Origin of the sequence: Aquipuribacter nitratireducens, assembly GCF_037860835.1 — a bacterium.
GTDB lineage: Bacteria > Actinomycetota > Actinomycetes > Actinomycetales > JBBAYJ01 > Aquipuribacter > Aquipuribacter nitratireducens.
This window is the reverse complement of record NZ_JBBEOG010000003.1, coordinates 266,402-292,890: the sequence shown is the minus strand read 5'-3', so window position 1 is coordinate 292,890 and position 26,489 is coordinate 266,402. Positions and strand designations below refer to the sequence as shown.

The 26,489-nt window shown below is 74.2% G+C and carries 20 protein-coding genes and 1 riboswitch; of the genes, 14 read left to right on the top strand and 6 right to left on the bottom strand.

All coding sequences use genetic code 11. The features are described 5' to 3' along the window. The first annotated feature begins 29 nt into the window (after window positions 1–29). The 10 genes from WAB14_RS07645 (at window position 30) to ribH (ending at window position 13,753) form a co-directional block, all read left to right on the top strand. Window positions 30–2,057, top strand: a complete 2,028-nt coding sequence (locus tag WAB14_RS07645) for an APC family permease (protein ID WP_340268965.1) — start codon at window positions 30–32, stop codon at window positions 2,055–2,057. Then, window positions 2,054–3,457 carry a class I SAM-dependent RNA methyltransferase gene (locus WAB14_RS07640; RefSeq protein ID WP_340268964.1) on the top strand — a complete coding sequence of 468 codons (1,404 nt, stop codon included), beginning with the start codon at window positions 2,054–2,056 and terminating at the stop codon, window positions 3,455–3,457. Before WAB14_RS07645 ends, WAB14_RS07640 begins: the two co-directional genes overlap by 4 nt. A gap of 87 nt (window positions 3,458–3,544) precedes the next feature. Continuing rightward, complete coding sequence (locus WAB14_RS07635; RefSeq protein WP_340268963.1) at window positions 3,545–6,382, top strand: aconitate hydratase; 2,838 nt, start codon at window positions 3,545–3,547, stop codon at window positions 6,380–6,382. 242 nt (window positions 6,383–6,624) lie between these two features. Next, window positions 6,625–7,773, top strand: a complete 1,149-nt coding sequence (locus WAB14_RS07630; RefSeq protein ID WP_340268962.1) for a sugar ABC transporter substrate-binding protein — start codon at window positions 6,625–6,627, stop codon at window positions 7,771–7,773. Between the two features lie 108 nt (window positions 7,774–7,881). Then, a complete protein-coding gene (locus tag WAB14_RS07625; RefSeq protein WP_340268961.1) occupies window positions 7,882–8,685 on the top strand; it encodes an ATP-binding cassette domain-containing protein in 804 nt (267 codons plus the stop codon). Continuing rightward, window positions 8,682–9,890, top strand: a complete 1,209-nt coding sequence (locus WAB14_RS07620) for a sugar ABC transporter permease (RefSeq protein ID WP_340268960.1) — start codon at window positions 8,682–8,684, stop codon at window positions 9,888–9,890. Before WAB14_RS07625 ends, WAB14_RS07620 begins: the two co-directional genes overlap by 4 nt. 71 nt (window positions 9,891–9,961) lie before the next feature. Further along, a riboswitch (FMN riboswitch) is annotated at window positions 9,962–10,089 on the top strand. Window positions 10,090–10,207: 118 nt separating this feature from the next. Next, window positions 10,208–11,269 carry a bifunctional diaminohydroxyphosphoribosylaminopyrimidine deaminase/5-amino-6-(5-phosphoribosylamino)uracil reductase RibD gene (gene ribD, locus WAB14_RS07615; RefSeq protein WP_340268959.1) on the top strand — a complete coding sequence of 354 codons (1,062 nt, stop codon included), beginning with the start codon at window positions 10,208–10,210 and terminating at the stop codon, window positions 11,267–11,269. Further along, window positions 11,269–11,895 carry a riboflavin synthase gene (locus WAB14_RS07610; protein ID WP_340268958.1) on the top strand — a complete coding sequence of 209 codons (627 nt, stop codon included), beginning with the start codon at window positions 11,269–11,271 and terminating at the stop codon, window positions 11,893–11,895. Before ribD ends, WAB14_RS07610 begins: the two co-directional genes overlap by 1 nt. Further along, window positions 11,892–13,244, top strand: a complete 1,353-nt coding sequence (gene ribA, locus WAB14_RS07605; RefSeq protein WP_340268957.1) for a GTP cyclohydrolase II — start codon at window positions 11,892–11,894, stop codon at window positions 13,242–13,244. The genes WAB14_RS07610 and ribA overlap by 4 nt, the downstream gene beginning before the upstream one ends. Next, window positions 13,241–13,753, top strand: a complete 513-nt coding sequence (gene ribH / locus WAB14_RS07600; RefSeq protein ID WP_340268956.1) for a 6,7-dimethyl-8-ribityllumazine synthase — start codon at window positions 13,241–13,243, stop codon at window positions 13,751–13,753. Before ribA ends, ribH begins: the two co-directional genes overlap by 4 nt. Before the next feature lie 6 nt (window positions 13,754–13,759). Here the strand turns inward: ribH and WAB14_RS07595 are convergent, their stop codons facing one another. Genes WAB14_RS07595 through WAB14_RS07580 form a run of 4 tightly spaced genes read right to left on the bottom strand, consistent with a single transcriptional unit; the run spans window position 13,760 to window position 19,093 of the window. Continuing rightward, window positions 13,760–15,316: a peptide ligase PGM1-related protein gene (locus tag WAB14_RS07595; RefSeq protein WP_340268955.1), complete on the bottom strand. Its 1,557-nt coding sequence runs from the start codon at window positions 15,314–15,316 to the stop codon at window positions 13,760–13,762. Then, a complete protein-coding gene (locus WAB14_RS07590) occupies window positions 15,313–16,464 on the bottom strand; it encodes a response regulator (RefSeq protein WP_340268954.1) in 1,152 nt (383 codons plus the stop codon). The genes WAB14_RS07595 and WAB14_RS07590 overlap by 4 nt, the downstream gene beginning before the upstream one ends. Further along, window positions 16,461–16,841, bottom strand: coding sequence for a response regulator (locus WAB14_RS07585; protein WP_340268953.1), 381 nt, complete (start codon window positions 16,839–16,841; stop codon window positions 16,461–16,463). The genes WAB14_RS07590 and WAB14_RS07585 overlap by 4 nt, the downstream gene beginning before the upstream one ends. Then, on the bottom strand, window positions 16,838–19,093 hold the full coding sequence (locus WAB14_RS07580) for a hybrid sensor histidine kinase/response regulator (RefSeq protein WP_340268952.1): 2,256 nt from the start codon (window positions 19,091–19,093) through the stop codon (window positions 16,838–16,840). Before WAB14_RS07580 ends, WAB14_RS07585 begins: the two co-directional genes overlap by 4 nt. Before the next feature lie 176 nt (window positions 19,094–19,269). Between WAB14_RS07580 and WAB14_RS07575 the strand changes: the two genes are divergently transcribed. The 4 genes from WAB14_RS07575 to WAB14_RS07560 are packed head-to-tail and all read left to right on the top strand — an operon-like array spanning window position 19,270 to window position 23,467. Continuing rightward, entirely contained in the window at window positions 19,270–21,795 is a 2,526-nt protein-coding gene (locus WAB14_RS07575) for a bifunctional FO biosynthesis protein CofGH (protein WP_340268951.1), read from the top strand. Window positions 21,796–21,831: 36 nt separating this feature from the next. After that, window positions 21,832–22,095, top strand: a complete 264-nt coding sequence (locus WAB14_RS07570; protein WP_340268950.1) for a phosphoribosyl-ATP diphosphatase — start codon at window positions 21,832–21,834, stop codon at window positions 22,093–22,095. Between the two features lie 14 nt (window positions 22,096–22,109). Then, window positions 22,110–23,003: an ATP phosphoribosyltransferase gene (gene hisG / locus WAB14_RS07565; protein WP_340268949.1), complete on the top strand. Its 894-nt coding sequence runs from the start codon at window positions 22,110–22,112 to the stop codon at window positions 23,001–23,003. Beyond that, window positions 23,000–23,467, top strand: a complete 468-nt coding sequence (locus WAB14_RS07560; RefSeq protein WP_340268948.1) for a PH domain-containing protein — start codon at window positions 23,000–23,002, stop codon at window positions 23,465–23,467. Before hisG ends, WAB14_RS07560 begins: the two co-directional genes overlap by 4 nt. A gap of 6 nt (window positions 23,468–23,473) precedes the next feature. On the opposite strand, the gene WAB14_RS07555 is transcribed toward WAB14_RS07560, so the two are convergent. Beyond that, window positions 23,474–24,709, bottom strand: a complete 1,236-nt coding sequence (locus WAB14_RS07555; RefSeq protein ID WP_340268947.1) for an osmoprotectant NAGGN system M42 family peptidase — start codon at window positions 24,707–24,709, stop codon at window positions 23,474–23,476. Next, a complete protein-coding gene (gene ngg / locus WAB14_RS07550) occupies window positions 24,706–26,487 on the bottom strand; it encodes an N-acetylglutaminylglutamine synthetase (protein WP_340268946.1) in 1,782 nt (593 codons plus the stop codon). The genes WAB14_RS07555 and ngg overlap by 4 nt, the downstream gene beginning before the upstream one ends. Between the last annotated feature and the right edge of the window lie 2 nt (window positions 26,488–26,489).

The following is a 26,489-nucleotide window of genomic DNA, read 5'->3' as shown; positions in this document are numbered from 1 at the left end:
GCCACGGTAGCGGGGCCTAGCATCGGCGCGTGGCCTCGCTCCTCGCCGTGCCCAAACGGATCCTGCTCGGGCGCGCGAGGCCCTCCAGCAGCGCCGATGACACCCTGCTGCCCAAGCGCCTGGCCCTGCCGGTGTTCGCCGCCGACCCCGTCTCCTCGGTCGCGTGGGCGACGCAGGAGATCCTCGTCATCCTCGCCCTCGGCGGCACCGCGCTGCTCGTCCTGGCGCCCGAGGTCGCCCTCGCCGTCTGCGTGGTCATCGCCATCGTCGTGGTGTCGTACGGCCCGCTCGTGCGCGCCTACCCCGGCGGCGGCGGCTCCTTCGCCGTCGCCTCGCGGAACCTCGGTCCCCGGGCGGGGCTCGTCGCCGCCGCGTCGCTGCTCGTCGACTACACCCTCACGGTCGCCGTGGCCGTCGCCGCCGCCGTCGACAACCTCGTGTCCGCCCTCCCGGTGCTCGACGACGGCCGGATCCCGCTCGCGGTCGCCTCGGTGCTCGTCGTCGCGGCGGTCAACCTGCGCGGGCGCCGCGAGGCCGGCTGGTCCGCGATGGTGCCCGTGTACGGGTTCGTGCTCGCGGTCGCCGTCCTCGTCACGGTCGGCCTCGTGCGGTGGGCGGGCGGGGAGGGCCCCGTGGCGGTGAGCGCGGACTTCGATGTGGACCGCGGCACGGACCTCACGGCCGTCGCCCTCGCCCTCGTCGTCCTCCGCGCGTTCGCCAGCGGCGGGGCGGCCCTGGCCGGGGTCGACGCCACCGCGAACGGCGTCCCCGCCTTCCGGGCGCCCAAGGGGCGCAACGCGGCCGTGACCCTGCTCGCGGTCGGCGGGCTCAGCATCGCCCTCATCGCCGGGGTCGTCACCCTCGCCGTCGTGAGCGGGGTGACGGTGACGCGCGACCCGTGCGACCTGCAGGGCCTGCCGGTGCCGTGCGAGGAGTACACGCAGCAGAGCGTCCTCACCCAGCTCTCGCAGGCGGTCTTCGGCGCCGGGAGCGTCGGCGCGGTGCTCGTCACCGTCGCGACCGTCCTCGCGCTCCTCACCGCGGCCAACAGCGCGTTCAACGGCTTCCCGCTGCTCGCCGCCACCCTCGCCGAGGCGGGCTACCTGCCGCGGCAGCTGGCCCGTCGCGGTGACCGCCTCGCCTACAGCAACGGCATCCTCGCCCTCTCGCTCGGCGCCGTGACGATGCTCCTCGTCCTGGAGGCCCGGGTGGGTCCGCTCCTCGACCTCTACCTCATCGGCCTCTTCACGAGCTTCACGCTCGCCCAGCTCGGCATGGTGCGCCACTGGCGGCTCCGGCAGGGCCGCAGCCGCCGCACGCGCCGCTGGGTGCCCCGGCTCGGCACGGCCGTGGCGGCCGTGGCGGCGACGTGCACGGGCCTCACGCTCCTCGTCCTCGTGGTGGCGAAGGTCCCCAACGGCGCCTGGGCGACGCTGCTCGTCGTCGCGGCCCTCGGTGTCGGCATGCACCGGGTCCGCGGTCACTACGACCTCGTGTCCCGCGAGACGGCGATCCCCGCCGACGAGGCGCCCGAGACCATGCCGGCACGCGTCCACGCCGTGGTCCTCGTGTCGCGGCTGCACCGCCCGACGACCCGTGCGCTCGCCTACGCGCGCGCCACCCGCCCCTCGACGCTCGAGGCGGTGACGGTGGCCGTCGACCAGGAGGCGGCGCGGGAGCTGAGCGAGGAGTGGGCCCGGCGCAAGGTCCCCGTGCCGCTGCGGGTGCTCGACTCGCCGTACCGGGAGGTCGCGAAGCCCCTCGTCGAGCACGTGAAGGCGGTCCGGGCGAAGGGTCCGCGGGACGCCGTCACGGTCTTCCTCCCCGAGTACGTCGTCGCGCACTGGTGGGAGGCGGTGCTCCACAACCGGTCCAACCTGTGGCTGCGGGCGCGCCTCGCGGCGACGCCGGGCGTCATGGTCGTGAGCGTGCCGTACCAGCTGCGCAGCAGCATCGAGGAGGGCGACCTCGCCGCCAGGGCCGCCGCCGACCGCAGCCTCGTCCAGGAGGCGTCGCGCGCGGGTGCGGCGGACCGCGACATCGAGCGGCACCCGTGACGGAGGCGGTCCCGGAGCTGCTCGAGCTCACGGCCGGCCCCGTCGCGCACGGCGGGCACGTCGTCGCGCGCGTCGGTGACGACCCGGCCGGTCGCGTCGTCTTCGTCCGGCACGCGATCCCGGGCGAGCGGGTGCGCGTCCGCCTCACCGAGGCCGACCCCGCGGCGCGCTACTGGCGCGGCGACGCCGTGGCGGTCCTCGAGGCCTCGCCGGCGCGGGTCGAGCCGCCCTGCCCGTACGCGGGGCCGGGCCGCTGCGGCGGCTGCGACTTCCAGCACGTGCGGCTCGACGAGCAGCGCCGCCTCAAGGCCGCCGTCGTCACCGAGCAGCTGGCCCGCCTCGGCGGCACGGACGTCGAGGCCGCGACCGGGCACCCGCTCGTGGTGGCGGCGCTGCCCGAGCCGGGGCGCGAACCGGGGGAGGAGACCGGCCTCGGCTGGCGCACCCGCGTGCGCTACAGCGTCGACCCGGCCGGTCGCGTCGGCTTCCACCCCCACCGCGAGCACACGGTCCTGCCGGTCGAGCGCTGCCCGCTGGTCGCCGACGACGTCGACGCGACCGGCGTCACGCGACTGCCCTGGCCGGGCGTCGCCTCCGTCTCGGTGCAGGCGGGGGAGGACGGGGCCGTCGTCCGCGCCGACCCGCCGCGACCGTCGAGGGGGTCCGGACGGGACCGCCGGCAGCACCGGGGCGGCGGCGCAGGGACCGCCGCCCGGCCACCGCGGCTGCCCCGTGTCGACGCCCTCGGCCTCGTGCTCGGCGGGGGGCACCGGGTCGCCGGGCGCACGTGGGTCCGCCACGACGTCGCGGGGGTCGGCACCTTCCGGGTGTCCGGGGACGGGTTCTGGCAGGTGCACCACGCCGCGGCCGACACGCTCGTGCGGCTGGTCCGGGAGCTCGCCGCGACGCGTCCCGGCGACACCGTCCTCGACCTCTACGCGGGCGCCGGTCTGCTGAGCCTCGCCCTGGCGGCCGACACGGGCGACAGCGGTCGGGTCGTGTCCGTCGAGTCCGACCCCCGCGGCGCCGCGGACCTGCGGCGCAACGCCCACGACCACCCGAACGTCACCGTGGTCGAGCGCCGGGTCGAGGCCGCGCTCGAGCAGGACGAGCAGGACGAGCAGGACGAGCACGAGCGGGCGGGCGTGCCGTCCGCCGCGGACGTCGTCGTCCTCGACCCGCCACGGGCGGGGGCCGGCGCCGCCGTCCTCGACCGGGTGCGCGCGCTCGGTCCGCGGCGCCTCGTCGTCGTCAGCTGCGACCCCGCGGCCCTCGGCCGCGACACCGGGCTGCTGGCGGCGCGCGGGTACCGGCTCGCGGACCTGCGGGCCCTCGACGCGTTCCCCATGACGCACCACGTCGAGTGCGTGGCGCTCTTCCTCCCCGAGGAGCCCACCTGATATCTTGACGTCAAGAGACCTCGTCCGACGCCCGTCCCACGACTGGGGCAGGATGGACGGACGCACCGACGCCTGGAGGGACCGCCCATGAGCGCAGGCCAGAACCCCGACAGCTTCTCCTCCCGCGACACCCTGGAGGTGGGGGAGGAGCGCTACGACTACTACCGGCTCGACGCGGTCGAGGGCGCGCGGGACCTGCCGTACAGCCTCAAGGTGCTGCTGGAGAACCTCCTGCGCACCGAGGACGGCGCGAACGTCACCGCCGACCACGTCCGCGCCCTCGGAGCGTGGGACGCCGAGGCGGAGCCCGACACGGAGATCCAGTTCACGCCGGCCCGCGTCGTCATGCAGGACTTCACGGGCGTGCCGTGCATCGTCGACCTCGCGACGATGCGTGAGGCCGTCGTCGACCTCGGCGGCGACCCCGCGCGCATCAACCCGCTGGCACCGGCCGAGCTCGTCATCGACCACTCCGTCATCGTCGACAGCTTCGGCACGCCGGAGTCCCTGTCGCTCAACATCGAGCTGGAGTACGAGCGCAACCGGGAGCGCTACCAGTTCCTCCGCTGGGGCCAGACGGCCTTCGAGGGCTTCAAGGTCGTGCCGCCCGGCACCGGGATCGTCCACCAGGTCAACCTCGAGCACCTGGCCCGAGGCGTCATGACGAAGGACGTGGACGGCGCCACCGTCGCCTACCCCGACACCCTCGTCGGGACCGACTCCCACACCACCATGATCAACGGGATCGGGGTGCTCGGCTGGGGCGTCGGCGGCATCGAGGCCGAGGCCGCGATGCTCGGCCAGCCCGTGTCGATGCTCATCCCGCGGGTCGTCGGGTTCAAGCTCACCGGCTCCATCCCCACCGGCGTCACGGCCACCGACGTCGTCCTCACGATCACCGAGATGCTGCGGCAGCACGGCGTGGTCGGGAAGTTCGTCGAGTTCTACGGCGAGGGCGTCGCGGCCGTGCCGCTGGCGAACCGGGCGACGATCGGGAACATGAGCCCGGAGTTCGGGTCCACGTGCGCGATCTTCCCCGTCGACGAGGTGACGACGCAGTACCTGCGCCTCACCGGCCGCAGCGAGCAGCAGGTCGCGCTCGTGGAGGCGTACGCCCGCGCCCAGGGCCTGTGGCACGACCCGTCGGCCGACGGCTACGTCGAGCCGCGCTACAGCGAGTACCTCGAGCTCGACCTCTCGCAGGTCGTGCCGAGCATCGCCGGGCCCAAGCGCCCGCAGGACCGCATCGCGCTCAGCGACGCCCGGGACGCCTTCCGCCTCGTGCTGCCGGACTACGCCGACCACGAGACGGACGAGGGCCAGACGAGCCTCGCCGACGAGGCGTCCGCCGAGAGCTTCCCCGCCTCCGACGCCCCGGCCGTCAGCGCCGAGGCCGCGCACGAGGAGCCCGCGCAGGGCGGCGCCCGGCCGCCGGCGCAGGGGCGGGTGTCGAAGCGGGTCCCCCTCACCCTCGCCGACGGCACCGAGACCGAGCTCGACCACGGCGCCGTCGTCATCGCCGCGATCACGAGCTGCACGAACACGTCGAACCCGTCGGTCATGGTCGGGGCGGCGCTGCTGGCGAAGAAGGCCGTCGAGAAGGGCCTCGCCCGCAAGCCGTGGGTCAAGACCTCCCTCGCGCCCGGCTCCAAGGTCGTCATGGACTACTACGAGAAGGCGGGGCTCACGCCGTACCTCGACAAGCTCGGCTTCAACCTCGTCGGGTACGGCTGCACGACGTGCATCGGCAACTCCGGGCCGCTGCCGAGCGAGGTGAGCCAGGTCGTGCAGGCCAACGACCTCGCCGTCGTCAGCGTGCTGTCCGGCAACCGCAACTTCGAGGGCCGGATCAACCCCGACGTCAAGATGAACTACCTCGCCTCGCCACCCCTGGTCGTGGCGTACGCCCTGGTCGGGACCATGGACTTCGACTTCGCCGCCGAGCCCGTGGGGCACGACGAGTCCGGTGCGCCCGTCATGCTCGACGACATCTGGCCCTCCCCGGAGGAGGTGCAGCAGGTCATCGACTCGACGATCGACGAGGGCATGTTCGCCTCCGGCTACTCCGACGTGTTCGCCGGTGACCGCCGCTGGCAGGAGCTCCCGACCCCCGAGGGCGACACGTTCGCGTGGGACGCGGGCTCCACCTACGTGCGCAAGCCCCCGTACTTCGACGGCATGGCCGCCGACCCCGCACCGGTCCAGGACGTCCACGGCGCCCGGGTGCTGGCCCTGCTCGGCGACTCGGTGACGACGGACCACATCAGCCCGGCCGGTGCGATCAAGCCCGGCACCCCGGCCGCGCAGTACCTCGACGAGCACGGGGTCGAGCGCAAGGACTACAACTCCTACGGCTCCCGCCGCGGCAACCACGAGGTGATGATCCGCGGCACCTTCGCCAACATCCGGCTGCGCAACCTCCTGCTCGACGGCGTGAGCGGCGGCTACACCCGCGACTTCACGGCGGGCGGCGAGCAGGCGTTCATCTACGACGCCGCGCAGCACTACGCCGAGGCGGGCACGCCCCTCGTCGTGCTCGCAGGCAAGGAGTACGGCTCGGGCTCCAGCCGGGACTGGGCGGCGAAGGGCACGGCGCTGCTGGGTGTTAAGGTCGTCATCGCCGAGAGCTTCGAGCGCATCCACCGGTCGAACCTCATCGGGATGGGCGTGCTGCCGCTGCAGTTCCCCGAGGGCGAGTCGGCGACCTCGCTCGGCCTCGACGGCACCGAGACCTTCGACGTCACGGGCGTGGAGGGCCTCAACGACGGCGCGACCCCGCGGACCGTACGCGTGACGGCGACGAAGGAGTCGGGCGAGACCGTCGAGCTCGACGCCGTCGTCCGCATCGACACGCCGGGGGAGGCGGACTACTACCGCAACGGGGGGATCCTGCCGTACGTCCTCCGCAGCCTCGTCGGGGCCTGACACGACGTCCCGCGGGGCCCACACGGGCCCCGCGGGACGCGGCCACCGGGCATACCGGGCGCGATTAGTTGTGTGACCGAACCGTTATGCAGCGGTGCTGGCCACGGGCCATGTACGCGCTTACCGTTCGGGACACCCATCCGGGACCCCGAGGGCCGGTCCGGGCTGCTACCGCGAGCGACGCCGCTCGCGGGCGCAGCGGCCACGCCCGCGGTGCACTGTCGCACTAGGAGGCTCGACCCATGAGAAGTACCCGTGCAGTGGTGGCCGCGACCGGTGTCGCGCTCGCCCTCGTCGCCAGCGCGTGCGGCGGCGGCGACGACGGCGGCACGACCGACGACGCGAGCGTCGACGCCGGCGGCGGCGCCGCGACGGACGCGGCGACCGACGACGCCGCAGGCGGCGGCTCGGCCGAGGGCGCCAGCGTCGGCGTGATCCTGCCGGACTCCGCCAGCTCGGTCCGGTGGGAGACCGCCGACCGCCCGTTCCTCCAGGAGGCCTTCGAGGCGGCCGGCATCGAGGCCGACATCCAGAACGCCGAGGGCGACGCCCAGCAGTTCCAGACCATCGCCGACGGCATGATCAACGCCGGGGTCGACGCGCTCCTCATCGTCAACCTCGACTCCTCGAGCGGCGCGACGGTCATCGCCGACGCGCAGGCGGCGGGCATCCCCGTCATCGACTACGACCGGCTCACCGTCGACGGCAACGCCGACTACTACGTGTCGTTCGACAACGTCGCGGTCGGCACCACCATCGGCGAGGGCCTCGTCACGTGCCTGCAGGAGGACGGCGTCACCGAGGGCGACGTCGTGCTCCTCAACGGCTCGCCCGACGACAACAACGCGACCCTCTTCAAGGAGGGCTACGAGGCCGCGATCACCGAGGCCGGCTACGGCATCGCCGACGACCAGGCCGTCCCCGGCTGGGACAACACCCAGGCCGCCACGATCTTCGAGCAGATCTTCACGAACACCGGCGGTGACTTCGTCGGTGTCGCCGCTGCCAACGACGGCCTCGGCGGCGCGGTGATCTCCGTCCTCGAGCGCAACGGCCTCGCCGGCCAGATCCCTGTCACCGGGCAGGACGCCACCGACGAGGGCCTGCAGCGCGTGCTGCAGGGCACCCAGTGCATGACGGTCTACAAGGCCGTCCGCGCCGAGGCCGAAGCCGCCGCGGAGCTCGCCATCGCCCTCATCAACGGCGACACGGCCGCGGCGGACGAGCTCGCCACCGGCGACGTCAGCGGCGTCCCGTCGGTCCTCCTCGAGCCCCAGGCGATCTACCAGGACAACGTCCAGGACGTCGTCGCCGACGGGTTCACCACGGCCGAGAACATCTGCACCACCGAGGAGCTCCAGGCCGCGTGCGAGGAGTTCGGGGTCGGCTGACCCACCGCTGGTGACGGGGGCCCGGGCACTGCCCGCGGCCCCCGTCCCCGCGTCCCGCGAGGGACACCTCCGCACCACACAACCCACGACGGTCGAGGAGGACCGAGGATGGCGCCAGAGGACGCGGGATCGGGCACACCGGTGCTCGAGCTCCGCAAGGTGGACAAGCACTTCGGGGCGGTGCACGTGCTGAAGGGGGTCGACTTCGAGGCCCACCGGGGGGAGGTGACGGCCCTCGTCGGCGACAACGGCGCCGGCAAGTCGACGCTCGTCAAGTCGGTCGCGGGCATCCACGCCTTCGACGCGGGGGAGTACCTGTTCGAGGGCCGGCCGGTGAAGGTCGAGAACCCCAAGCAGGCGAACGCGCTGGGGATCGAGGTCGTGTACCAGGACCTCGCGCTGTGCGACAACCTCGACGTCGTCGCCAACATGTACCTCGGCCGCGAGAACCGGACGGGCATCACCCTCGACGAGGCGTCGATGGAGAAGTCGGCCCGGGAGACCCTCGACGGTCTCTCGGTACGGACCCTGAAGTCGGTCCGCACGAAGGTGTCGTCCCTCTCGGGCGGGCAGCGGCAGACCGTCGCCATCGCCCGTGCCGTGCTGTGGAACAGCAAGGTCGTCATCCTCGACGAGCCGACGGCCGCCCTCGGCGTCGCGCAGACGGAGCAGGTCCTCAACCTCGTGCGGCGGCTCGCCGACCGCGGCCTCGCCGTCATCCTCATCAGCCACAACATGAACGACGTCATCAAGGTCGCCGACCGGGTCGTCGCCCTCTACCTCGGTCAGACCGCGGCGCAGATCAAGGCGAAGGACACGACGACGGCGCAGATCGTCGAGCTCATCACGAGCGGCCGCAGCGGCGACATCGGGCTGCGCGACGCCGACGCGGAGAACGGTGGTGCAGCGTGAACGCGCTCAAGGAGGCCTTCGGCGCCTACGGGGCGCGCGTGCGCTCCGGCGACATCGGCATGCTCAGCTCGGTGCTCGGCATCGTCGTGCTGTTCCTGCTCTTCACGATCGCCCGGCCCGGGGTGTTCAACACCGCCTTCAACTTCGGCAACCTGCTCGCGCAGTCCGCGGCCGTCATCTTCATCGCCATGGGGCTCGTGTTCGTCCTGCTCCTCGGCGAGATCGACCTGTCGGCCGGCTTCACGGCCGGCACGGGTGCCGCCGTCCTCGCGGTCCTGGTCACCCAGCAGGGCTGGCCGCCGTACCTCGCGATGCTCGTCGCGGTGCTCGTCGGCACGCTCATCGGTCTCACGCTCGGGTCGATCGTCGCCTTCCTCGGCATCCCGTCGTTCGTCGTGACCCTCGCGGCGTTCCTCGCCCTCCAGGGCGTCATCCTCCTCGTCATCGGCAGCGGCGGCACCATCCCGGTCCGCAACTCCGAGGAGGTGCGGGCCCTCATGAACGCCAACATGTCCATCGCCGGAGGGTGGGTCTACCTCGCGCTCGTCGTCGGCTTCTTCGTCGTCATGGGCCTGCTGCGACGTCGAGCCCGGTCGCGGGCCGGCCTGGACCCGGGCCCGGCCGCCACGTTCTGGGCCGGCGCCGTCGGGCTGCTCGTCGTCCTCGGCATCGTCGTGCTCGTGCTGAGCGGCGAGCGCTCACCCAACCCGGCGGCGACGTCCATCCGGGGCGTGCCGTACATCCTCCCCATCACGACCGTCGCCCTCATCGGCCTCAGCCTCCTGCTCAACCGCACGGCCTTCGGCCGGCACGTCTACGCCGTCGGCGGCAACAAGGAGGCCGCCCGCCGCGCCGGCATCAGCGTGCAGGGGATCACGATCCTCTGCTTCATGATCTCCTCGAGCCTCGCGGCGTTCGGCGGCATCCTGCTCGCCTCGCGACTCGGCGGTGTCGACCCCGGCACCGGCGGTGCGCAGACCCTGCTCTTCGCCGTCGCGGCGGCCGTCATCGGCGGCACCTCCCTGTTCGGCGGTCGCGGTTTCATCGCGAGCGCCGTCCTCGGTGGTCTCGTCATCGGCATCATCCAGAACGGGCTGCCGCTCGTGACGAGCGAGTCCGGTATCCAGTTCGTCGTCACGGGTCTCGTCCTGCTGCTCGCGGCGAGCGTCGACGCGATCTCGCGCAGACGCAGCACGAGCGGCTAGGCGCAGCGGCGAACCGCCACGGGCGGGCGGGCGGGAGCCCGCCCGCCCGTGGCATGCTGGTGTCGACACACAGCGTGCTCCGGGGTCGGTGCAATTCCGAACCGGCGGTGACAGTCCGCGACCCGACCGCAGCCAACGGCCGGTTGACCTGGTGGAACTCCAGGACCGACGGTGAGAGTCCGGATGGGAGGCGCGCGCTGGCGTGGCCGCGACCCGGCGCCCGCGAGGGCCCGAGGAGCGGGCCGCGTCGTCGGTGCACCCGCACCACCGTCCCCCGGAGCCCGCGCAGCAGCGGACGGACGGGACGGCAGCAGGCGATGACCACCGGGGCCACGACGGCGCACGAGGACGAGGCGATGCGGCGCGCCCTCGCGCTCGCCGCGCACGGTCCCGCGCACGGCCCCAACCCCCGCGTCGGGTGCGTGCTCCTCGACGCCGACGGCCGGGTCCTGGGGGAGGGCCACCACGAGGGCGCCGGGACGGCGCACGCCGAGGTCGCCGCCCTCGCCGACGCGCAGCGCCAGGGCCGCGACACGCACGGGGCCACCGCGGTCGTCACGCTCGAGCCCTGCAACCACCGGGGCCGGACCGGGCCGTGCAGCCGCGCGCTGCTCGCCGCCGGCGTCCGACGCGTCGTCGTCGCCGTCGAGGACCCCGACCCCCGGGCCGCCGGGGGCGCGCGCACCCTGCGCGCCGCCGGGGTCGAGGTCGTCGCCGGGCCCCACCGCGACGAGGCCCTCGCCCTCACCCGGTACTGGCGGCACGCCGTCAGCACGGGCAGGCCCTTCGTCACCCTCAAGTGGGCCGCGACCCTCGACGGCCGGGTCGCCGCGGCCGACGGCACGAGCCGCTGGCTCACCGGTGTCGCCGCCCGCGCCGACGTGCACCGTCGCCGGGCCACGGCCGACGCCGTCCTCGTCGGCACGGGGACCGCGATCGTCGACGACCCGTGGCTCACGACGCGGGACCCCGCCCGGCCCACCGAGCCGCTGGCGCGGCAGCCCCTGCGGGTCGTGCTGGGGGAGCGGGGCCTGCCGGCCGGCGCCCGCGTGCTCGACGACGCCGCCGAGAGCCTCCAGCTGCGCACCCGCGACGTCCCCGCCGCTCTCGCGGCGCTCGCGGAGCGGGAGGTCCGCCACGTGTGGGTCGAGGGCGGACCGACCGTGGCCGCCGCGTTCCTGCGCGCCGGGGTGGTCGACGAGGTCGTCACCTACCTCGCGCCCGCGGTCCTCGGCAGCGGGCCCGCCGCGGTCGGCGACCTCGGCGTCCGCACCGTCGCCGACGTACCCCGTCTGCAGCTCGTCGACGTCGCCCGGCTCGAGGGCGACGTCGTCGTCGTGTCCCGACCCGTCCCACCACCCGTGGAGGAGAGCGCCTGATGTTCACCGGCATCGTCGAGGAGCTGGGGGAGGTCGTGGCCCTCGAGCAGGGGGCGGAGTCCGCACGGCTCACCGTCCGCGGCCCGCTCGTCACGTCCGACGCCCACCACGGGGACTCCATCGCCGTCGACGGCGTGTGCCTCACCGTCGTCGCCGTCGAGGCGGGCTCCTTCACCGTCGACGTCATGGCCGAGACGCTGCGCCGCACCGCCCTGGCGGGGCTCGCACCCGGCCGCCGGGTCAACCTCGAGCGGGCGCTGCGGGCCGACGCGCGGCTCGGCGGTCACGTGGTGCAGGGGCACGTCGACGGCGTCGGGCACGTCGTCGCGCGCGAGCCGGGAGAGCGGTGGGAGGTCGTCCGCGTCGCGCTGCCCGAGCCGCTGCGTCGCTACGTCGTCGAGAAAGGGTCGATCGCCGTCGACGGGACCTCCCTCACGGTGTCGGCGGTGCTCGACGACGCCTTCGAGGTGTCCCTCATCCCCACGACGCTCGCCGCGACGACGCTCGGTCTGCGCGCGGTGGGCGACCCCGTCAACCTGGAGGTGGACGTGCTGGCGAAGTACGTGGAGAAGCAGGTCGAGGACCAGGTCCGAGCCCGGCTCGCGGCGCTGGAGGTGACGCCGTGAACGGCCCGGCAGGTCTGGCGGGCATCGACGTCGCCGTCGCCGAGATCCGCGCCGGCCGCCCGGTGATCGTCGTCGACGACGCCGACCGCGAGAACGAGGGCGACGTCGTGATGGCGGCCGCCGCCGCGACCCCGCGCTGGGTCGGGTGGACGGTCCGGCACACGAGCGGCTACCTGTGCGCCCCGATGCCGCCGGAAGTCGCCGACCGGCTCGGGCTGCCCCTCATGTGGCCGGACACCGAGGACCCGTTCCGCACCGCCTACACGGTGAGCGTCGACGCGCGCGAGGGCGTGGGGACCGGGATCTCCGCCACCGACCGGGCGCGGACGCTGCGGGTGCTCGCCGACCCGTCGAGCGGGCCGCGGGACCTCGTCCGGCCCGGGCACGTCCTGCCGCTGCGGGCACGCGCGGGCGGGGTGCTCGAGCGGAACGGGCACACCGAGGCGGCTGTCGACCTCTGCCGCGCCGCAGGCCTGCCGCCCGTCGGGCTCATCGGGGAGGTCGTCGACGACGAGGGCGAGCTGCTGCGCCTGCCCCAGCTCCTCGCGCTCGCCCGCTCCGAGGGGCTCGTCGTGTGCAGCATCGCCGACCTCGTGGCGTGGCGCCGCGCCGGTGGCGGCGCCCCGTCGGAGGCCCCCGCCGCACCCGTCCCCGTCCCGACGCCGGAGCAGGCGCGGGTGCGCCGCGTCGCCTCGGCGGACCTGCCGGCCCGCACCGGTGTCTTCCGGGTGCACGCCTACCGCGACGTGCTCACCGGCCACGAGCACCTCGCGATCGCCGCGTCCGGTCCGTCCGGCCCGGCCGGTCCCGGCGACACCCCCGGTCGGCGGGCCGTGCTGGTGCGGGTGCACTCCGAGTGCCTGACCGGCGACGCACTCGGCTCGCTGCGCTGCGACTGCGGACCGCAGCTCGAGGCCGCCCTCGCACGCATCTCGCTCGAGGGCGGGGTCGTCGTGTACGAGAGGGGCCACGAGGGCCGTGGCATCGGCCTCGCCGCGAAGGTCGCGGCGTACTCGCTGCAGGACGCGGGGCTCGACACCGTCGACGCCAACACGGTGCAGGGCCTGCCCGCCGACGCCCGCGAGTACGGCGCGGCCGCGGCGATCCTCTCCGACCTCGGGGTGTCGGAGGTGCGGCTCCTCACGAACAACACCGACAAGGTCCAGGCGCTGCTCGACGGGGGCATCGACGTGGTCGAGCGCGTGCCGCTCGTCGTCGGCACGCGGCCGGAGAACGTCGGCTACCTCGCCGTCAAGCGCGACCGGATGGGTCACGTCCTGCCCGGCGCCCTCGACGACCTCGGCACCGGGAGCAGCAGCAGCACGAGCAGCCAGGGAGGCACCGCATGAGCGGGGACGGCGCACCGAGCACCATCGTGACCGAGGGCGCGGGGGCGGGCCTGCGGGTCGCCGTCGTGGCGGCGAGCTGGCACGAGGAGGTGATGGGCGGCCTGCTCGCGGGTGCCCGTCGGGCGCTCGCCCACGCGGGCGTCACCGACGTCGTCGAGGTCCGCATCGCCGGCTCGTTCGAGCTGCCCGTAGCCGCGGCGACCCTCGCGCCGGACGTCGACGCCGTCGTCGCCCTCGGGGTCGTGGTGCGCGGCGGCACGCCGCACTTCGACTACGTGTGCCAGGCGGCGACGTCCGGCCTCACCGACGTCGCCGTCCGCACCGCGACGCCCGTCGGCTTCGGGCTCCTCACGTGCGACACCGTCGAGCAGGCGCTCGACCGCGCCGGCCTGCCCGGGTCGCGGGAGGACAAGGGCGCCGAGGCCGCCGAGGCTGCCGTCAGCACCGTTCTGGGACTGCGGACGGCACGGCGGGGGAGCCGGGGGAGCGTGGGGTTCGCCGCTGGCTGAGCCACCTCAGCCGGGCAGTGGCACGGCGCGAGCGGCCTCCGCCGCCTCCGCGAGGAGCGCCTCCTCCGTCCGTCGGAACAGCGCCTGCGCCTGCTCAGGGGTGTCGCCTACCGCGGTGACGCCGACCCGGCCCACCTCGGTGACGCACGTCAGCATGTGGAGGACGACGCCGGTCCTCGTCGACTGGTCGAAGTGCAGTCCCTGGTCGGTGACGACGTCGAGGAGGTCGTCGACCGTCAGGGCGCGCAGCAGCGGCGACTCGAGGTGGTCGGTCGCGACGAGGTGCTTCGGGGCGCCACTGTGCGTGCGGTACGACGCGTCGCGCCAGTCGTACGTGCCGTCGGTGAGGTACTGCAGGGTGAGGAACGGGTGGGTCGTGCCGCCCTTTCGCAGGTTGAGCTCGATCGCGTAGGGCTGCCACGGCTCGCCCTCGCCGTCGCGGACGACGACGAAGTCGACGGCGAACCGGCCGAGCACCCCGAGCGCCGAGAGGCGCTCGGCCACCCGCAGGGCCGGTTCGCTGATGGCGCGCGCGTACGCCGGGTCGGCCGGGAACACGCAGCCGAGGTAGCTCTGCCCGCTCTCGCCGCCGAGCATCTGGTCGTGCGTCGACAGCAGCTCGACCTCGCCCCCCGGCAGCACCCGCAGCTGCACGCTCGGGCTCAGCAGGTCGCGTCCCACGATGCGCTCCTCGACGATCCCGCCGCCCGCGAGCTGGCCGAGGTACTCCTCGAGCGCGAGCCCGGGGGCCTCCAGGCGCATGCCGAGCACCCGCTCCCGGAGCGCGCTCGGCAGGTCCGCGTCGTCCGCCGGGGGTAGACCGCGGAGGTCGACGAGCGCGTTGCCCCTGCCGGAGACCCCGTCGTCGAGCTTGACGACGACCTCCTGCAGGCCCGGGCGGCGCGCGCGCATGCGGACGAGCGCGGCGACGACCTCGTCGACGTCGTGGACGGCCTCCTCCCCGAGGGGGTACGCGATACCGACCGCCTCGAAGAGGCGACGGCAGCCGGTCTTCGTGCCGAACGGCAGGAGGCGCGGGTCGGCGCCGTAGACCGGGATCCCCAGGGACAGCGCCACGTCGCGTTCGAGCGACGTCGTGTTGTACGGGACGAGGTGGCTGCGGGCCGGGTTCGGGAGCGCGTCGCGGACGCGCTGCAGCGCGCGCGGCCGCGCGAGGAGCTTCTCGCTCAGCGGCCGGGGGGAGGCGTCCCCGAGGGCGATCATCGTGAGCCTCGGCAGGGCCTGGCTGCGGACGACGCCGGGCAGCAGCCCGAGGTAGTAGTCGACGACGGCCGTCGGGATGGGCATCGACGTCACGTAGACCAGCCGCAGGCGCGGCTGGCGTAGCAGGAGCAGCAGGAACAGCGACCGCTCCTCCATGGCCTGGAGCACCGCCGACGGCGGCGGCGTGCCGGAACGGTCGACGCTCACCGACGGCACGACGACGACGGACTCGTCGCCGTGGCCCTGCCGCATGTCCCGCCACACGTCGACCATCCGCGCCTGCAGGGCGTCGTAGCGCTCGTAGCGCTCTGCCTCGCCGAGCTGCTCGAGCACCGTCATCCCGACACCTCCACCACCTCGAACACCCGGACCGGCTGCCGGAAGCCCTTGAGCACGACGTCGTCGACCTGGTCGAAGCGGGCGAGCCCGTCGACGTCGGCGGTGACGCGCTGGCTCACGAGCACCTGCCACGCCGCGGCCTCCCCGCACAGGCGCGCCGCGAGGTTCGTCACCGACCCGATGGCGGCGTAGTCCTGACGGCCCTCGAAGCCGACCTGGCCGAGCGTCGCGTAGCCCTGGGCGATGCCGACGCCGAGCGCGAGGTCGTGCCCGCGTCGCGCCCACTCGGCCGCGAGGACGCGCACCCGCTCCCGCATGGCCAGCGCCATGGCGAGCGCCCGCGCGGCGGCGTCGTCCTGCTCCACGGGGTCGCCGAAGAACACCATGATCCCGTCCCCGGTGAAGCGCTCCAGCGTCCCCCCGTGCGCGTGGACGAGCTCCCCGAGGGCCCGGTGGTAGGACGCGAGGACGGCCATGACCTCCTCCGGCTCGTTCGCCTCGGCGAACGGCGTGAACCCCCGGAGGTCGCAGAAGACGACGACGATCTCCCGTCGGTGGCTCGCGAGCACCTCGTCGCCCGCCTCGAGCACGAGCTCCGCGACCTGCGGGGCGAGGAAGCGGCGCAGCCGGTGCAGGCGCTGCAGCTCCGCCACCTGGGTGCGCACGCGGCCCTCGAGCTCGCGGTTCCAGCACGCGAGCTCCTCGGCCTGCCTCGCCAGCTCCTCCGCCTGGCGGGCGACGGTGACGTGGTACCGCCTCACCCGCGCGAGGGAGGCGATCCGGGCGAGCAGCTCGTGCGTGTCGAACGGCTTCGTCACGAAGTCGTCGGCGCCCGCCCGGAGCGCCTCGACCCGCTGCTGCTGCCCGCTCGCCGTCAGCATGACGACCGGGAGGAACGCCGTCCGTTCGTCCGCCCGCAGCCGCCGGCACGTCTCGTAGCCGTCCATGCCCGGCATGAGGACGTCGAGGAGGACGACGTCCACCTCGCGGTGCGCGAGGAGGGCGAGGCAGTCCCGCCCCGACGGCGCGCACAGCACCTCGTAGCCGCGGGGCGTGAGGACGGCGTCGAGCAGACGCAGGTTCGGCAGCTGGTCGTCGACGGCGAGGACGACGACGGGCTCCTCCTGCTGGGCCGGCGCGGCGCTCACGTCAGCCGCCCGTGCGCGACGAGGTCCCCGACCTGCTCCGGCAGCCGCCGCACGTCGAGAGGCTTCTCGAGGAAGCCGTCGAACCCCGCGGCCGCCACCGCCGCGCGGTCGCTCGCCATGACCGACGCCGTGACGGCGACGACCGGGACGTCACCGCCCGGCTGGGTCCTGAGGAGGCGCAGCGCCTCGGTCCCGTCGATGCCGGGCAGCTGCAGGTCCATGAGCACGACGTCGGGGTGCGTGTCCCGGCACACGCGCACTCCGTCCTCGCCCGTCGCCGCCTCGACGACGTCGAAGCCGGAATGGACGAGCACGTCCCGGACGAGCTTGCGGTTGAGCCGGTTGTCCTCGACGACGAGGACCCGGCCGCGCGTCACGACGCCCCCGCGAGCACGGGCTCGAGCGCGCGGAGGAACGGCTCGCGGTGCAGCGGCTTGACGAGGTACGCGGCGGCGCCCATCGCGAGCCCGCGGGCGCGCTCGTCGACGACCGACGCCACCACGACGGGGATGTCCCGGGTCGTCGGGTCGGCCTTGAGCGCCGCGATGACCTGCCATCCGTCGAGGACCGGCAGCCGGATGTCGAGGACCACCGCCTGCGGCCTCGCGCGCCGGACGGCGTCCAGTCCCGCGGCCCCGTCCTCGGCACGCAGCACGAGCGCACCCGTCCCGCGGAGGTAGGCGCCGATGAGCTCCTGCGACGCCCGGTCGTCGTCGACCACCACCACGACCCGCTCGCCGTCCCCGGAGACCGACAGGGCGTGGGGGCCGGTGGCGTCGCGCGACCCGGGACGCCGCAGGGGGAGGGCGACCGTGAACGTGCTGCCGACACCGACCTCGGAGTGCAGGGACAGCCGTCCGCCGAGCAGCTCGACGATGCGACGGCTCAGCGTGAGCCCGAGGCCCGTGCCCTCCTCCTTGGGCGCCCCGCGCCGGCCCTGCTGGAACGACTCGAAGATGCGGTCACGGTCCTCCGGCGCGATCCCGATGCCGTCGTCGCGCACCGCGACGACGAGGTCGTCGTCGTCCAGCGACACCCCGACCTCGACGTGCCCGCCGTCGCCGGTGAACTTCACGGCGTTCGAGAGCAGGTTGACGAGCACCTGCTTGACCCGCAGCTCGTCGGCCTCGAGCCGGTCCACGCCGTCGGCGACCGTCAGCGTGAGGCTGATCCCGTGGGCGTCCGCCCTCGAGCGGACGAGCTGCATGGCGCTCTCGACGGTGTCGCGCACGGCGAACACCGCGTAGTCCATCTCCATCTGCCCGGCCTCGACCCTCGACAGGTCGAGGATCTCGTTGAGCAGCTCGAGGAGGTGCTGTCCGGAGGAGTGGATGTCGTGGAGGTACTCCTCCTGCCGCTCGGTCAGGTCGCCGAAGAGCCGGTCGAGGAGGACCTCGGAGAACCCGATGACCGCGTTGAGCGGCGTCCGCAGCTCGTGGGACATGCTCGCGAGGAACTCGGACTTGTGGCGGCTCGCGACCTCGAGCTCCGCGGACTTGACGGCGAGGGCGCCGAAGAGGCGCGCGTTGACGATCGCGAGGGTCGACTGGCCCGCGAAGGTCTCGACGAGCTCCCGCACCTCCGCCGAGAAGGCGCCGGGCTCCCGCCGCCGCACGACGAGGGCGCCCACCAGCTCGTCCCGGCGCACCATCGGGACCGCGAGCACCGACCGCCAGCCGTGGTCGTGCAGGGCGAGCAGGTGCGGGTCGAGCGGTTCCTCGACCGCCCGCAGGTCGGGCACCTCCACGGGACGGCCGTCGTGGGCCGCGCGCCCGACGAGCGTGCTGCGGCGCTGGATGACGGTGGACTGCAGCCGCCGCAGCAGCGCCTCGTCGGTCCCGACCGCGGCACGGACGGAGAAGGCGTCGCTCGACCCGTCGTACTGCATGATCGAACCGCCCGCGCAGCCGGCGAGCCGCACGGCGTGGTGGAGCACCGTCGCGAGCACCTCGTCGAGGTCGAGGCTCGACGACACGAGCTGCCCGACCTCCCCGAGGGTCTCCAGCTGGTCGACCTTGCGGGCCAGCTCGAGCCGTCGCTGCTCGAGGTCGGCGAGCAGCCGGACCTGCCGGACGGCGACCGCGGCCTGGTCGGCGAAGGCGGTGAGGAGGTCCGTCTCCGTCTCGTCGAAGGCCCGGGGGCGATCGAGCCGCCAGGCGGACACGACACCCACGACCTCGTCGCCCACGATCATGGGCGCCGCCATGAGCGTGCGGAACCCGGCGAGGCGCTGCAGGTCCTGCCTGGCGTACTCCGGGTCCGCCAGCACGTCGACGACCTGCACCGTGCGGCGCCCGAGCGCCGCACGACCCAGGACACTGCCCGACGACAGCTCGACCGGGCGTCGGGTCAGCTGCCGGGTGAGCTCGGGGCCCGCCCGCCCCGCGCTGCGGTACAGCCGGAAGACGCGTCCGTCGAGGAGCCACAGCTGGACCGTGTCGGCGCGGGCCAGCGCGAGCGCCCTGTCGACGACGACGTCGAACACCGCGTCCGCGGTCGCCCCACGCCCGCCGAGCGCGCGGAGGACCTCGTCGGTCGCCTCGAGGCGTGCCTCGGCGTCCAGGAGGCGGTCCCCCAACGACGTGTCCGGGCGCGCGGCGGTGGACGCGGCGTCACGGTCGTCGACCACGCCCACCTCCACCACGGAGAAGCAGGCGACCAGTGTGCTCGTGCCTGGTGACGCAGGGCAATGGTGGAGGGCGGTCGTGCGGCTCGGCTCACTCCGCGTGAGCAGTGGCTCGCTCCTGGGTCATGACGCCGGCCGGCCGCCGGTGCACCGGCGGACCGCGCGCGTAGCCTGCTCCGGTGACGTCCGTCGCCGTCCCGTCCGTCCCCCCGACCCCTCGTGAGGTCGAGCGCGCGGTACGCCGTGCCGTCGACGGCAAGGCCCTCGACGCCACCGAGGCGACCGCCCTCCTCCACGCGCGCGGCGACGCGCTGACGGCGCTGGCCGAGCCGGCGGGCCGGGTGCGCGACGAGGCCATGGCGCGCGCCGGTCGGCCGAGCACGGTGACGTACTCCCCGAAGGTCTTCATCCCCCTCACGCGCCTGTGCCGGGACCGCTGCCACTACTGCACGTTCGTCACCGTGCCGCACCGCGTGCCGTCGGAGTACCTCGAGATGGAGGAGGTACTCCGGATCGCACGGGACGGCGCGGCCGCGGGGTGCCTCGAGGCCCTCTTCACCCTCGGCGACCGCCCCGAGGAGCGCTGGCCCCAGGCACGGCGCTGGCTCGACGAGCGCGGGTACGACTCGACGCTCGCCTACGTCCGCGCGTGTGCCGTCGCCGTCCTCGAGGAGACGGGCCTGCTGCCGCACCTCAACCCCGGCGTCATGAGCTGGCAGGAGATCCAGCGGCTCAAGCCGGTCGCGCCGTCGATGGGGATGATGCTCGAGACGACCGCCACGCGGCTGTGGTCCGAGCCCGGCGGGCCGCACTTCGGCAGCCCCGACAAGGACCCCGCGGTGCGGCTGCGCGTCCTGGAGGACGCGGGTCGTCTGGCTGTCCCGTTCACCACGGGCGTGCTCCTCGGGATCGGGGAGACGGCCGCGGAGCGGGTCGACGCGCTGCTCGCGATCCGCCGCGTCGCGCGCGAGTACGGCGCGACCCAGGAGGTCATCGTCCAGAACTTCCGGGCGAAGGAGCGGACGGCCATGCGGGCGGTGCCCGACCTCGACCGGGAGTCGTACCTCGCGACCGTCACGGTGGCCCGGCTGCTCCTCGGCCCGACCGTGTCGCTGCAGGCACCGCCGAACCTGTCCGACCCCGCCGACCTCGCCGAGCTCGTGCGCGCCGGGGTCGACGACTGGGGCGGGGTGTCCCCGGTGACGCCGGACCACGTCAACCCCGAGCGGCCGTGGCCGCAGCTCGACGACCTCGCCCGCTGGACCGGCGAGGCCGGGTTCGCGCTGCGCCCGCGGCTCACGGTGCACCCCGCCTACGTGAGGGCGGCGCTGCACGACGGCGCCCCGTGGCTCGACGAGCGGGTCCGCCCCCACGTCGAGGCGCTCGCCGACCCTGTCACGGGGCTGGCCCGCGAGGGCGTCCGCGCCGTCGGCCGGCCGTGGCAGGAGCCGGACGGCGGCCTCGTGACGAGCGGGCGCGCCGACCTCCACACGGCGGTCGACACCGAGGGGCGTACCGGTGACCGCCGCGGCGACTTCGACGTCGTCTACGGCGACTGGCAGGCGGTGGGGGAGCGCGTCCACGCTCCGGCCGTGTGGGGCACGGGCGACGCCGCCGAGGCGCTGCGGCGGGCGGCCGACGACCCCGCGGGCCTCGCGGACGAGCAGTACCTCGCCCTCCTGACGAGCGACGGCGCCGAGCTCGACGCCCTCGCCCGCCTCGCGGACGACGTCCGCCGGTCGACGGTCGGGGAGGCCGTCACGTACGTCGTCAACCGGAACATCAACGTGACGAACGTCTGCTACGTCGGCTGCCGCTTCTGCGCGTTCGCCCAGCGCCGCACCGACCCCGACGCCTACACGCTGTCGCTGGAGGAGGTGGGGCGCCGCGCGGCCGAGGCGCAGGCGCTCGGTGCCACCGAGGTGTGCATCCAGTCCGGCATCAGCCCGGACCTCGGCCCGGGCGCGTACGCCGACATCGTCCGGGCGGTCCTCGCCGCGGCGCCCGGGATGCACGTCCACGCGTTCAGCCCCATGGAGGTGGTGTCTGCGGCCTCCCGGGCGGGCGCGAGCGTCCGCGAGTGGCTGGAGGAGGTGAAGGACGCGGGGCTCGGCTCCATCCCCGGGACCGCGGCGGAGATCCTCGACGACGACGTCCGGTGGGTGCTCACCAAGGGCAAGCTGCCGACGAGCGCGTGGCTCGAGGTCGTCGAGACCGCCCACTCCCTCGGCATCCCGAGCAGCTCGACGATGATGTACGGCCACGTCGACCACCCCCGCCACTGGGTCGCGCACCTGCGCACCCTCGCGGGCGTGCAGGACCGCACGGGCGGGTTCACGGAGTTCGTGCCGCTGCCGTTCGTCCACCACAGCTCGCCGATCTACCTCGCCGGGATCGCCCGGCCGGGGCCGACGCTGCGCGACAACCGCGCCGTCCACGCCGTCGCCCGGCTGCTCCTCCACGGTCGCGTCGACCACGTCCAGACGTCGTGGGTGAAGCTCGGCGTCGACGGCACCCGGGCCATGCTCACCGGGGGAGCGGACGACCTCGGCGGCACGCTCATGGAGGAGACGATCAGCCGGATGGCCGGCTCCGCGCACGGCTCGGCGAAGACCGTCGAGGAGCTGACGGCCATCGCGGCCGGGATCGGGCGACCCGTGGCCCAGCGGACGACCACCTACGGCCGGCTCGAGACCGCCGCGTGACCGCCGCCTGACCGCCGGCGCCTAGGCTGTCCCCACGTGAAGACGTTCGAGGACCTGTTCGCGGAGATCAGCGACCGGGCCGTCACCCGCCCCGAGGGCTCGGGCACGGTCGCCGCGCTCGACGCCGGCGTCCACGCCATCGGCAAGAAGGTCGTGGAGGAGGCCGCCGAGGTGTGGATGGCGGCGGAGTACCAGGGGCCCGAGGAGCTCGCCGAGGAGGCGAGCCAGCTGCTGTACCACCTGCAGGTGCTGCTCGTGGCCAAGGGCCTCACCCTCGACGATGTCTACCGCTACCTCTGAGGAGCCCTTGCGCGATGAGCACGACGAGCACCACGAGCACCGACGGCAGCACCCTGCGCGTGGCCGTCCCCAACAAGGGCTCCCTGTCGGAGGCCGCGCACGACATCCTCGCCGAGGCCGGGTACCGCCGCCGCCGCGACCCCAAGCAGCTGCGCATGGTCGACCCGGACAACGACGTCGAGTTCTTCTTCCTCCGTCCGCGCGACATCGCCGTGTACGTCGGCAGCGGCACGCTGCACGTCGGCATCACCGGGCGGGACCTCATGCTCGACTCCGGCGCACCGGCGCAGGAGGTGCTCGCGCTCGGCTTCGCCCGCTCGACCTTCCGCTTCGCCGCACCCGAGGACGGTCCCCGTTCCGTCGAGCAGCTCGCCGGCACGCGTGTGGCCGCCGCCTACCCCGGCCTGGTCCGGCGCTGGCTCGAGGGCCGCGGCATCGAGGCGGGCGTCGTCGGTCTCGACGGCGCCGTGGAGTCCGCCGTGCAGCTCGGCATCGCCGACGTCATCGCCGACGTCGTCGAGACCGGCACGACGCTGCGCAACGCCGGGCTGCAGGTCTTCGGCGAGCCGCTGCTGGAGAGCGAGGCCGTGCTCGTCGTGCCCGACGGCACGCAGGCCGGCCAGACCCGGCACCCCTCGGTCGACGTCCTCGCCCGGCGGCTCACGGGGGTCATGACGGCCCGCCGGTACGTCCTCATCGACTACGACGTCCGCAACGAGCTCGTGGAGAAGGCGGCGTCGGTGACGCCCGGCCTGGAGTCCCCGACCGTGTCGCCCCTCCACGACTCCGGCTGGTCCGCGGTCCGGGCGATGGTGCCGCGGGCGGACACGAACCGGGTGATGGACGAGCTGTACGACGTGGGCGCCCGCGCCATCCTCGTGACGGAGATCCACGCCTGCCGGCTGTGAGCGGCGACGGGCCGGAGCAGCAGCGGCAGCGCGTCCACCGCCCGCTGCGCCCGCGGTGGGGTCGGTGGGTGCCGTACGGCGTCGCCGTCGCGTGGGTCGTCGTCTTCGGCGCCCTCGCGGCCGGCTACCCGCCCTACCCGGGGATCGGGGTCGGGGACCGGGTCGGCTTCCTCACCCTGGCCGCGGCCGGCGCGTGGCTGCTCCACCGCTTCGGCGGCGTCGCCGTGCTGCCCGACGAGGCAGGCGTCGTCGTCCGCAACGTCCTCACCACCCGGCGCCTGGAGTGGGCGGAGGTCGTCGGCGTCCGCTTCGGGCGGGACTCGACCTTCGCCCGGCTCGACCTGTCGGACGGCACGACCCACACCGTCCTCGGCATCCAGAGCGCCGACGGCGCCCACGCCGGGCACGCCGCCGTGCGGCTCGCGACCCTCGTCGAGCTGCACGGGCACGAACCGCGCGACTGAGCGCGCTCAGGCCTGGCCGGCCTGCCGGCGCTCCGCCTCGCTCAGCCGCCGGTCGACCTCCGTCGGCTCGACCGGCGTCGGCTGCACCGCCGTCGAGGGGAAGTCGTCGAGGGCGCCGCTCTCGTGCACGTCCCAGTCGGCGAACGTGAGGTCGCCCTGCAGGTAGACCGCGAGCAGCTCCGCGAGGTGCTGGAGACCGTCGAGGTGGGTGCGCTCGTGCCCGTGGGAGGAGTCGAGCCCGAAGCCGAGCAGCGCCGTGCGCGCCTCGACCCCGGACTCGACGGCCGGGGCGGCGTCGGAGCGGTACACCCGGTAGACGTCCCGGACCGCGGGGATGCCGTGCTCGTCGGCGAGGGCGAGGAGGCGCCGCGTGAGGTGGAAGTCGTGGGGACCGGTCGAGTCCATCATCCCGACGCTCACCGACTCCTCCCGCGACTGCTGCCCGGGCGCGACGACGCCGTTGTCCACCGCGACGATCTCCGCGGTGCCGGAGTCGAAGCCGTGCGTGGCACCGTGCCCGACCTCCTCGCCGATGGTGACGAGCAGCCGTGCGGTCACCGGCGGGGTGATCCCGGCGTCGGTCACCGCCTTGAGCGCGGCGAGGCACGCCGCCAGGCCGGCCTTGTCGTCGAGGTGGCGGGACTTCACGTAGCCGAGCGGGGTGATCTGGGGGGCGGCGTCGAGCGCGACGAAGTCACCGACCTGGATGCCGAGCGCGAGCAGGCCCTGCACGTCGTAGACGGGGGCGTCGATGCGGACCTCGACCTCGTCCCACCCGATGGCGAAGGTGTCGATCTCGTCGCCGTACGTGTGGCCGCTCGACTTCAGGGGGAGCACGGTGCCGGTGTACGTCCGGTCGGGCTCGTCGGTGAGGATCGTGACGTGCGCGCCCTCGGCGAAGCGCGCCGAGTGGGTGCCGACCTGCATGACCTCGAGGCGGCCGTTCTCCTTGAGCCGCTTCACCATCGTCCCGATCGTGTCGGCGTGGACGACGACCGCCCGGTTCACGTCCTTCCGGCGTCCCGGCAGCGTCGCCCGCAGCACCCCGCGCCGGGTGATGTCGAGCTCGACGCCCATCTCCGCGAGCAGGTCCCCGACGCGCTGCATGACGGCGTCGGTGCGCCCCGAGGGGCTCGGGATGCACAGCAGCTCGAGCATGACGTCGCGCAGGTACGCGGTGTCGACGGGCAGCTTCGTGGCGGTGGCGCTGACACGGCGCAGCGCGGCGGTGGGACGACTCACCCCGGCATCGTCGCAGACCTGCCGGGCTGCGCGGTCCCGGGGAAGAGCAGGTCGACGAAGCGCTGCGCGGTCGGCCGCGGCTCGTGGTTCGCCAGCCCGGGACGCTCGTTCGCCTCGACGAACACGAACCCGTCGTCGGCGCCCACGTCGGGCACGAGGAAGTCGACGCCCGTCACGGGGATGCCGATGACCCGCGCGCTGCGCAGGGCGGCGTCCCGCACGGCGGGGGAGAGGTCGTCGGTGCAGTCCTCGATCGTGCCGCCGGTATGGAGGTTGGCCGTGCGGCGCACCTGCAGGTGCTCCCCGCGCGGCAGGACGTCGTCCATCGCGTGCCCGGCCGCCCGGACGACCGCCTCGGTGGTGGCGTCGAGCGGGATGCTCGACTCGCCGCCCGTCGCACGCTCCCGGCGGCGGGACTGCGCCGCGACCAGCGTCTCGATCGTGTCCCGCCCGTTGCCCACGACCGTCGCGGGCCGACGGACCGCAGCGGCGACGACCTCGTCGTCGATGACGAGGACCCGCAGGTCCTCACCGGGGACGAGCTCCTCCAGGAGCACGTCGGGGCACAGGGCGTGGGCGGCCGCGACGGCCTCGCGCAGCTCCTCGACGCCGGACACCCCGACGGTGATGCCCTTGCCCTGCTCCCCGCGCGCGGGCTTGACGACGACGTCGCCCATCTCGCGCAGGAAGGCCTCCTCCGCCTCGCCGACCGCCCCGGCCACGACCTCGTGCCCTCGTGCGACGGGCACGCCCGCCCGCTGCAGGAGCCGGCGCGTCACGCGCTTGTCGTCGCAGCGGCTCATGGCGACCGCACTCGTCAGCTCCGACAGGGACTCGCGCGTGAGGACCTGCCGGCCGCCGTGGGTGAGACGCATCTCGCCCCAGCGCCCGTCCGTCACCTCGACGCGGATCCCGCGCCGCAGCGCCTCCTCGGCGATGATCCGGGCGTAGGGGTTGAGGTCGTCGATGCTGTCGGGCCGAGGAGCGAACAACGGCTCGTTGATCGGGTTCTTCCGTTTCACGCAGACCGACGCGGTCCGCACGAATCCGAGCTTCTCGTACAGGGCGAGGGCGGAGGTGTTGCTCGCGAGGACCGACAGGTCCATCCACGAGCGGCCGCGGGCCTGGTAGCGCTGGGCGAGCGTGCGGGTGAGGGCCTCGCCGACCCCGGGGATGCGGGACTGCGGGTCGACGGCGAGCGCCCACAGGCTGCTGCCGCCGTCGGGGTCGTCGAACGCGAGGACGTGGTCGACCCCCGTCACCGTGCCGACGATCTCGCCCGTCGTCGTGTCCTGCGCGACGAGGTACGTGAACGTGCGGGTGCGCTGGTTCGCCCACAGGACGTCGACGTCACCGGTCACCATGCCGACGCTCGCGCAGATCCGGTTGGCCTCCAGCAGCTCCTCGCGCGCCCCGACCGTCCGCACGAGGAGACCGCGCGGCGGGGTGGTCTGCCGCCGGTAGCGGTGCAGCGGCAGCCGCAGGGTGTAGCTGGGGTCGATGAACAGCTCGGTCGGAGCGAGCCCGACGAGCACCTGCGGGTCCGGCGGGTAGATGCAGATGTCCCGCTCGCCGGTCTCCTCGCTGCGCAGCACGTCGAGGATGCCCGTGAGGTCGTGGAACGTCTGGCCGAACACGAGCCGGCCCCATCCCATGTCGACGAGCACGTCGCGCTGCATGTCCCGTCGCAGGTGCTCCGGGACGGGGCTCCACGGCTGGGACGTGATCCCCGGACGGCCGCGCAGCCCGGCGACCCGGGGTCGACGACGGCTGCTCATCG

Excerpts from the sequence above, each read along its gene's own strand:
- WAB14_RS07610 (WP_340268958.1), top strand. The coding sequence starts at position 11,269 with ATGTTCACCGGCATCGTCGAGGAGCTGGGGGAGGTCGTGGCCCTCGAG.
- WAB14_RS07595 (WP_340268955.1), bottom strand. The coding sequence starts at position 15,316 with ATGACGGTGCTCGAGCAGCTCGGCGAGGCAGAGCGCTACGAGCGCTAC.
- ribD (WP_340268959.1), top strand. The coding sequence starts at position 10,208 with ATGACCACCGGGGCCACGACGGCGCACGAGGACGAGGCGATGCGGCGC.
- WAB14_RS07630 (WP_340268962.1), top strand. The coding sequence starts at position 6,625 with ATGAGAAGTACCCGTGCAGTGGTGGCCGCGACCGGTGTCGCGCTCGCC.
- WAB14_RS07625 (WP_340268961.1), top strand. The coding sequence starts at position 7,882 with ATGGCGCCAGAGGACGCGGGATCGGGCACACCGGTGCTCGAGCTCCGC.
- WAB14_RS07635 (WP_340268963.1), top strand. The coding sequence starts at position 3,545 with ATGAGCGCAGGCCAGAACCCCGACAGCTTCTCCTCCCGCGACACCCTG.
- hisG (WP_340268949.1), top strand. The coding sequence starts at position 22,110 with ATGAGCACGACGAGCACCACGAGCACCGACGGCAGCACCCTGCGCGTG.
- ngg (WP_340268946.1), bottom strand. The coding sequence starts at position 26,487 with ATGAGCAGCCGTCGTCGACCCCGGGTCGCCGGGCTGCGCGGCCGTCCG.
- ribH (WP_340268956.1), top strand. The coding sequence starts at position 13,241 with ATGAGCGGGGACGGCGCACCGAGCACCATCGTGACCGAGGGCGCGGGG.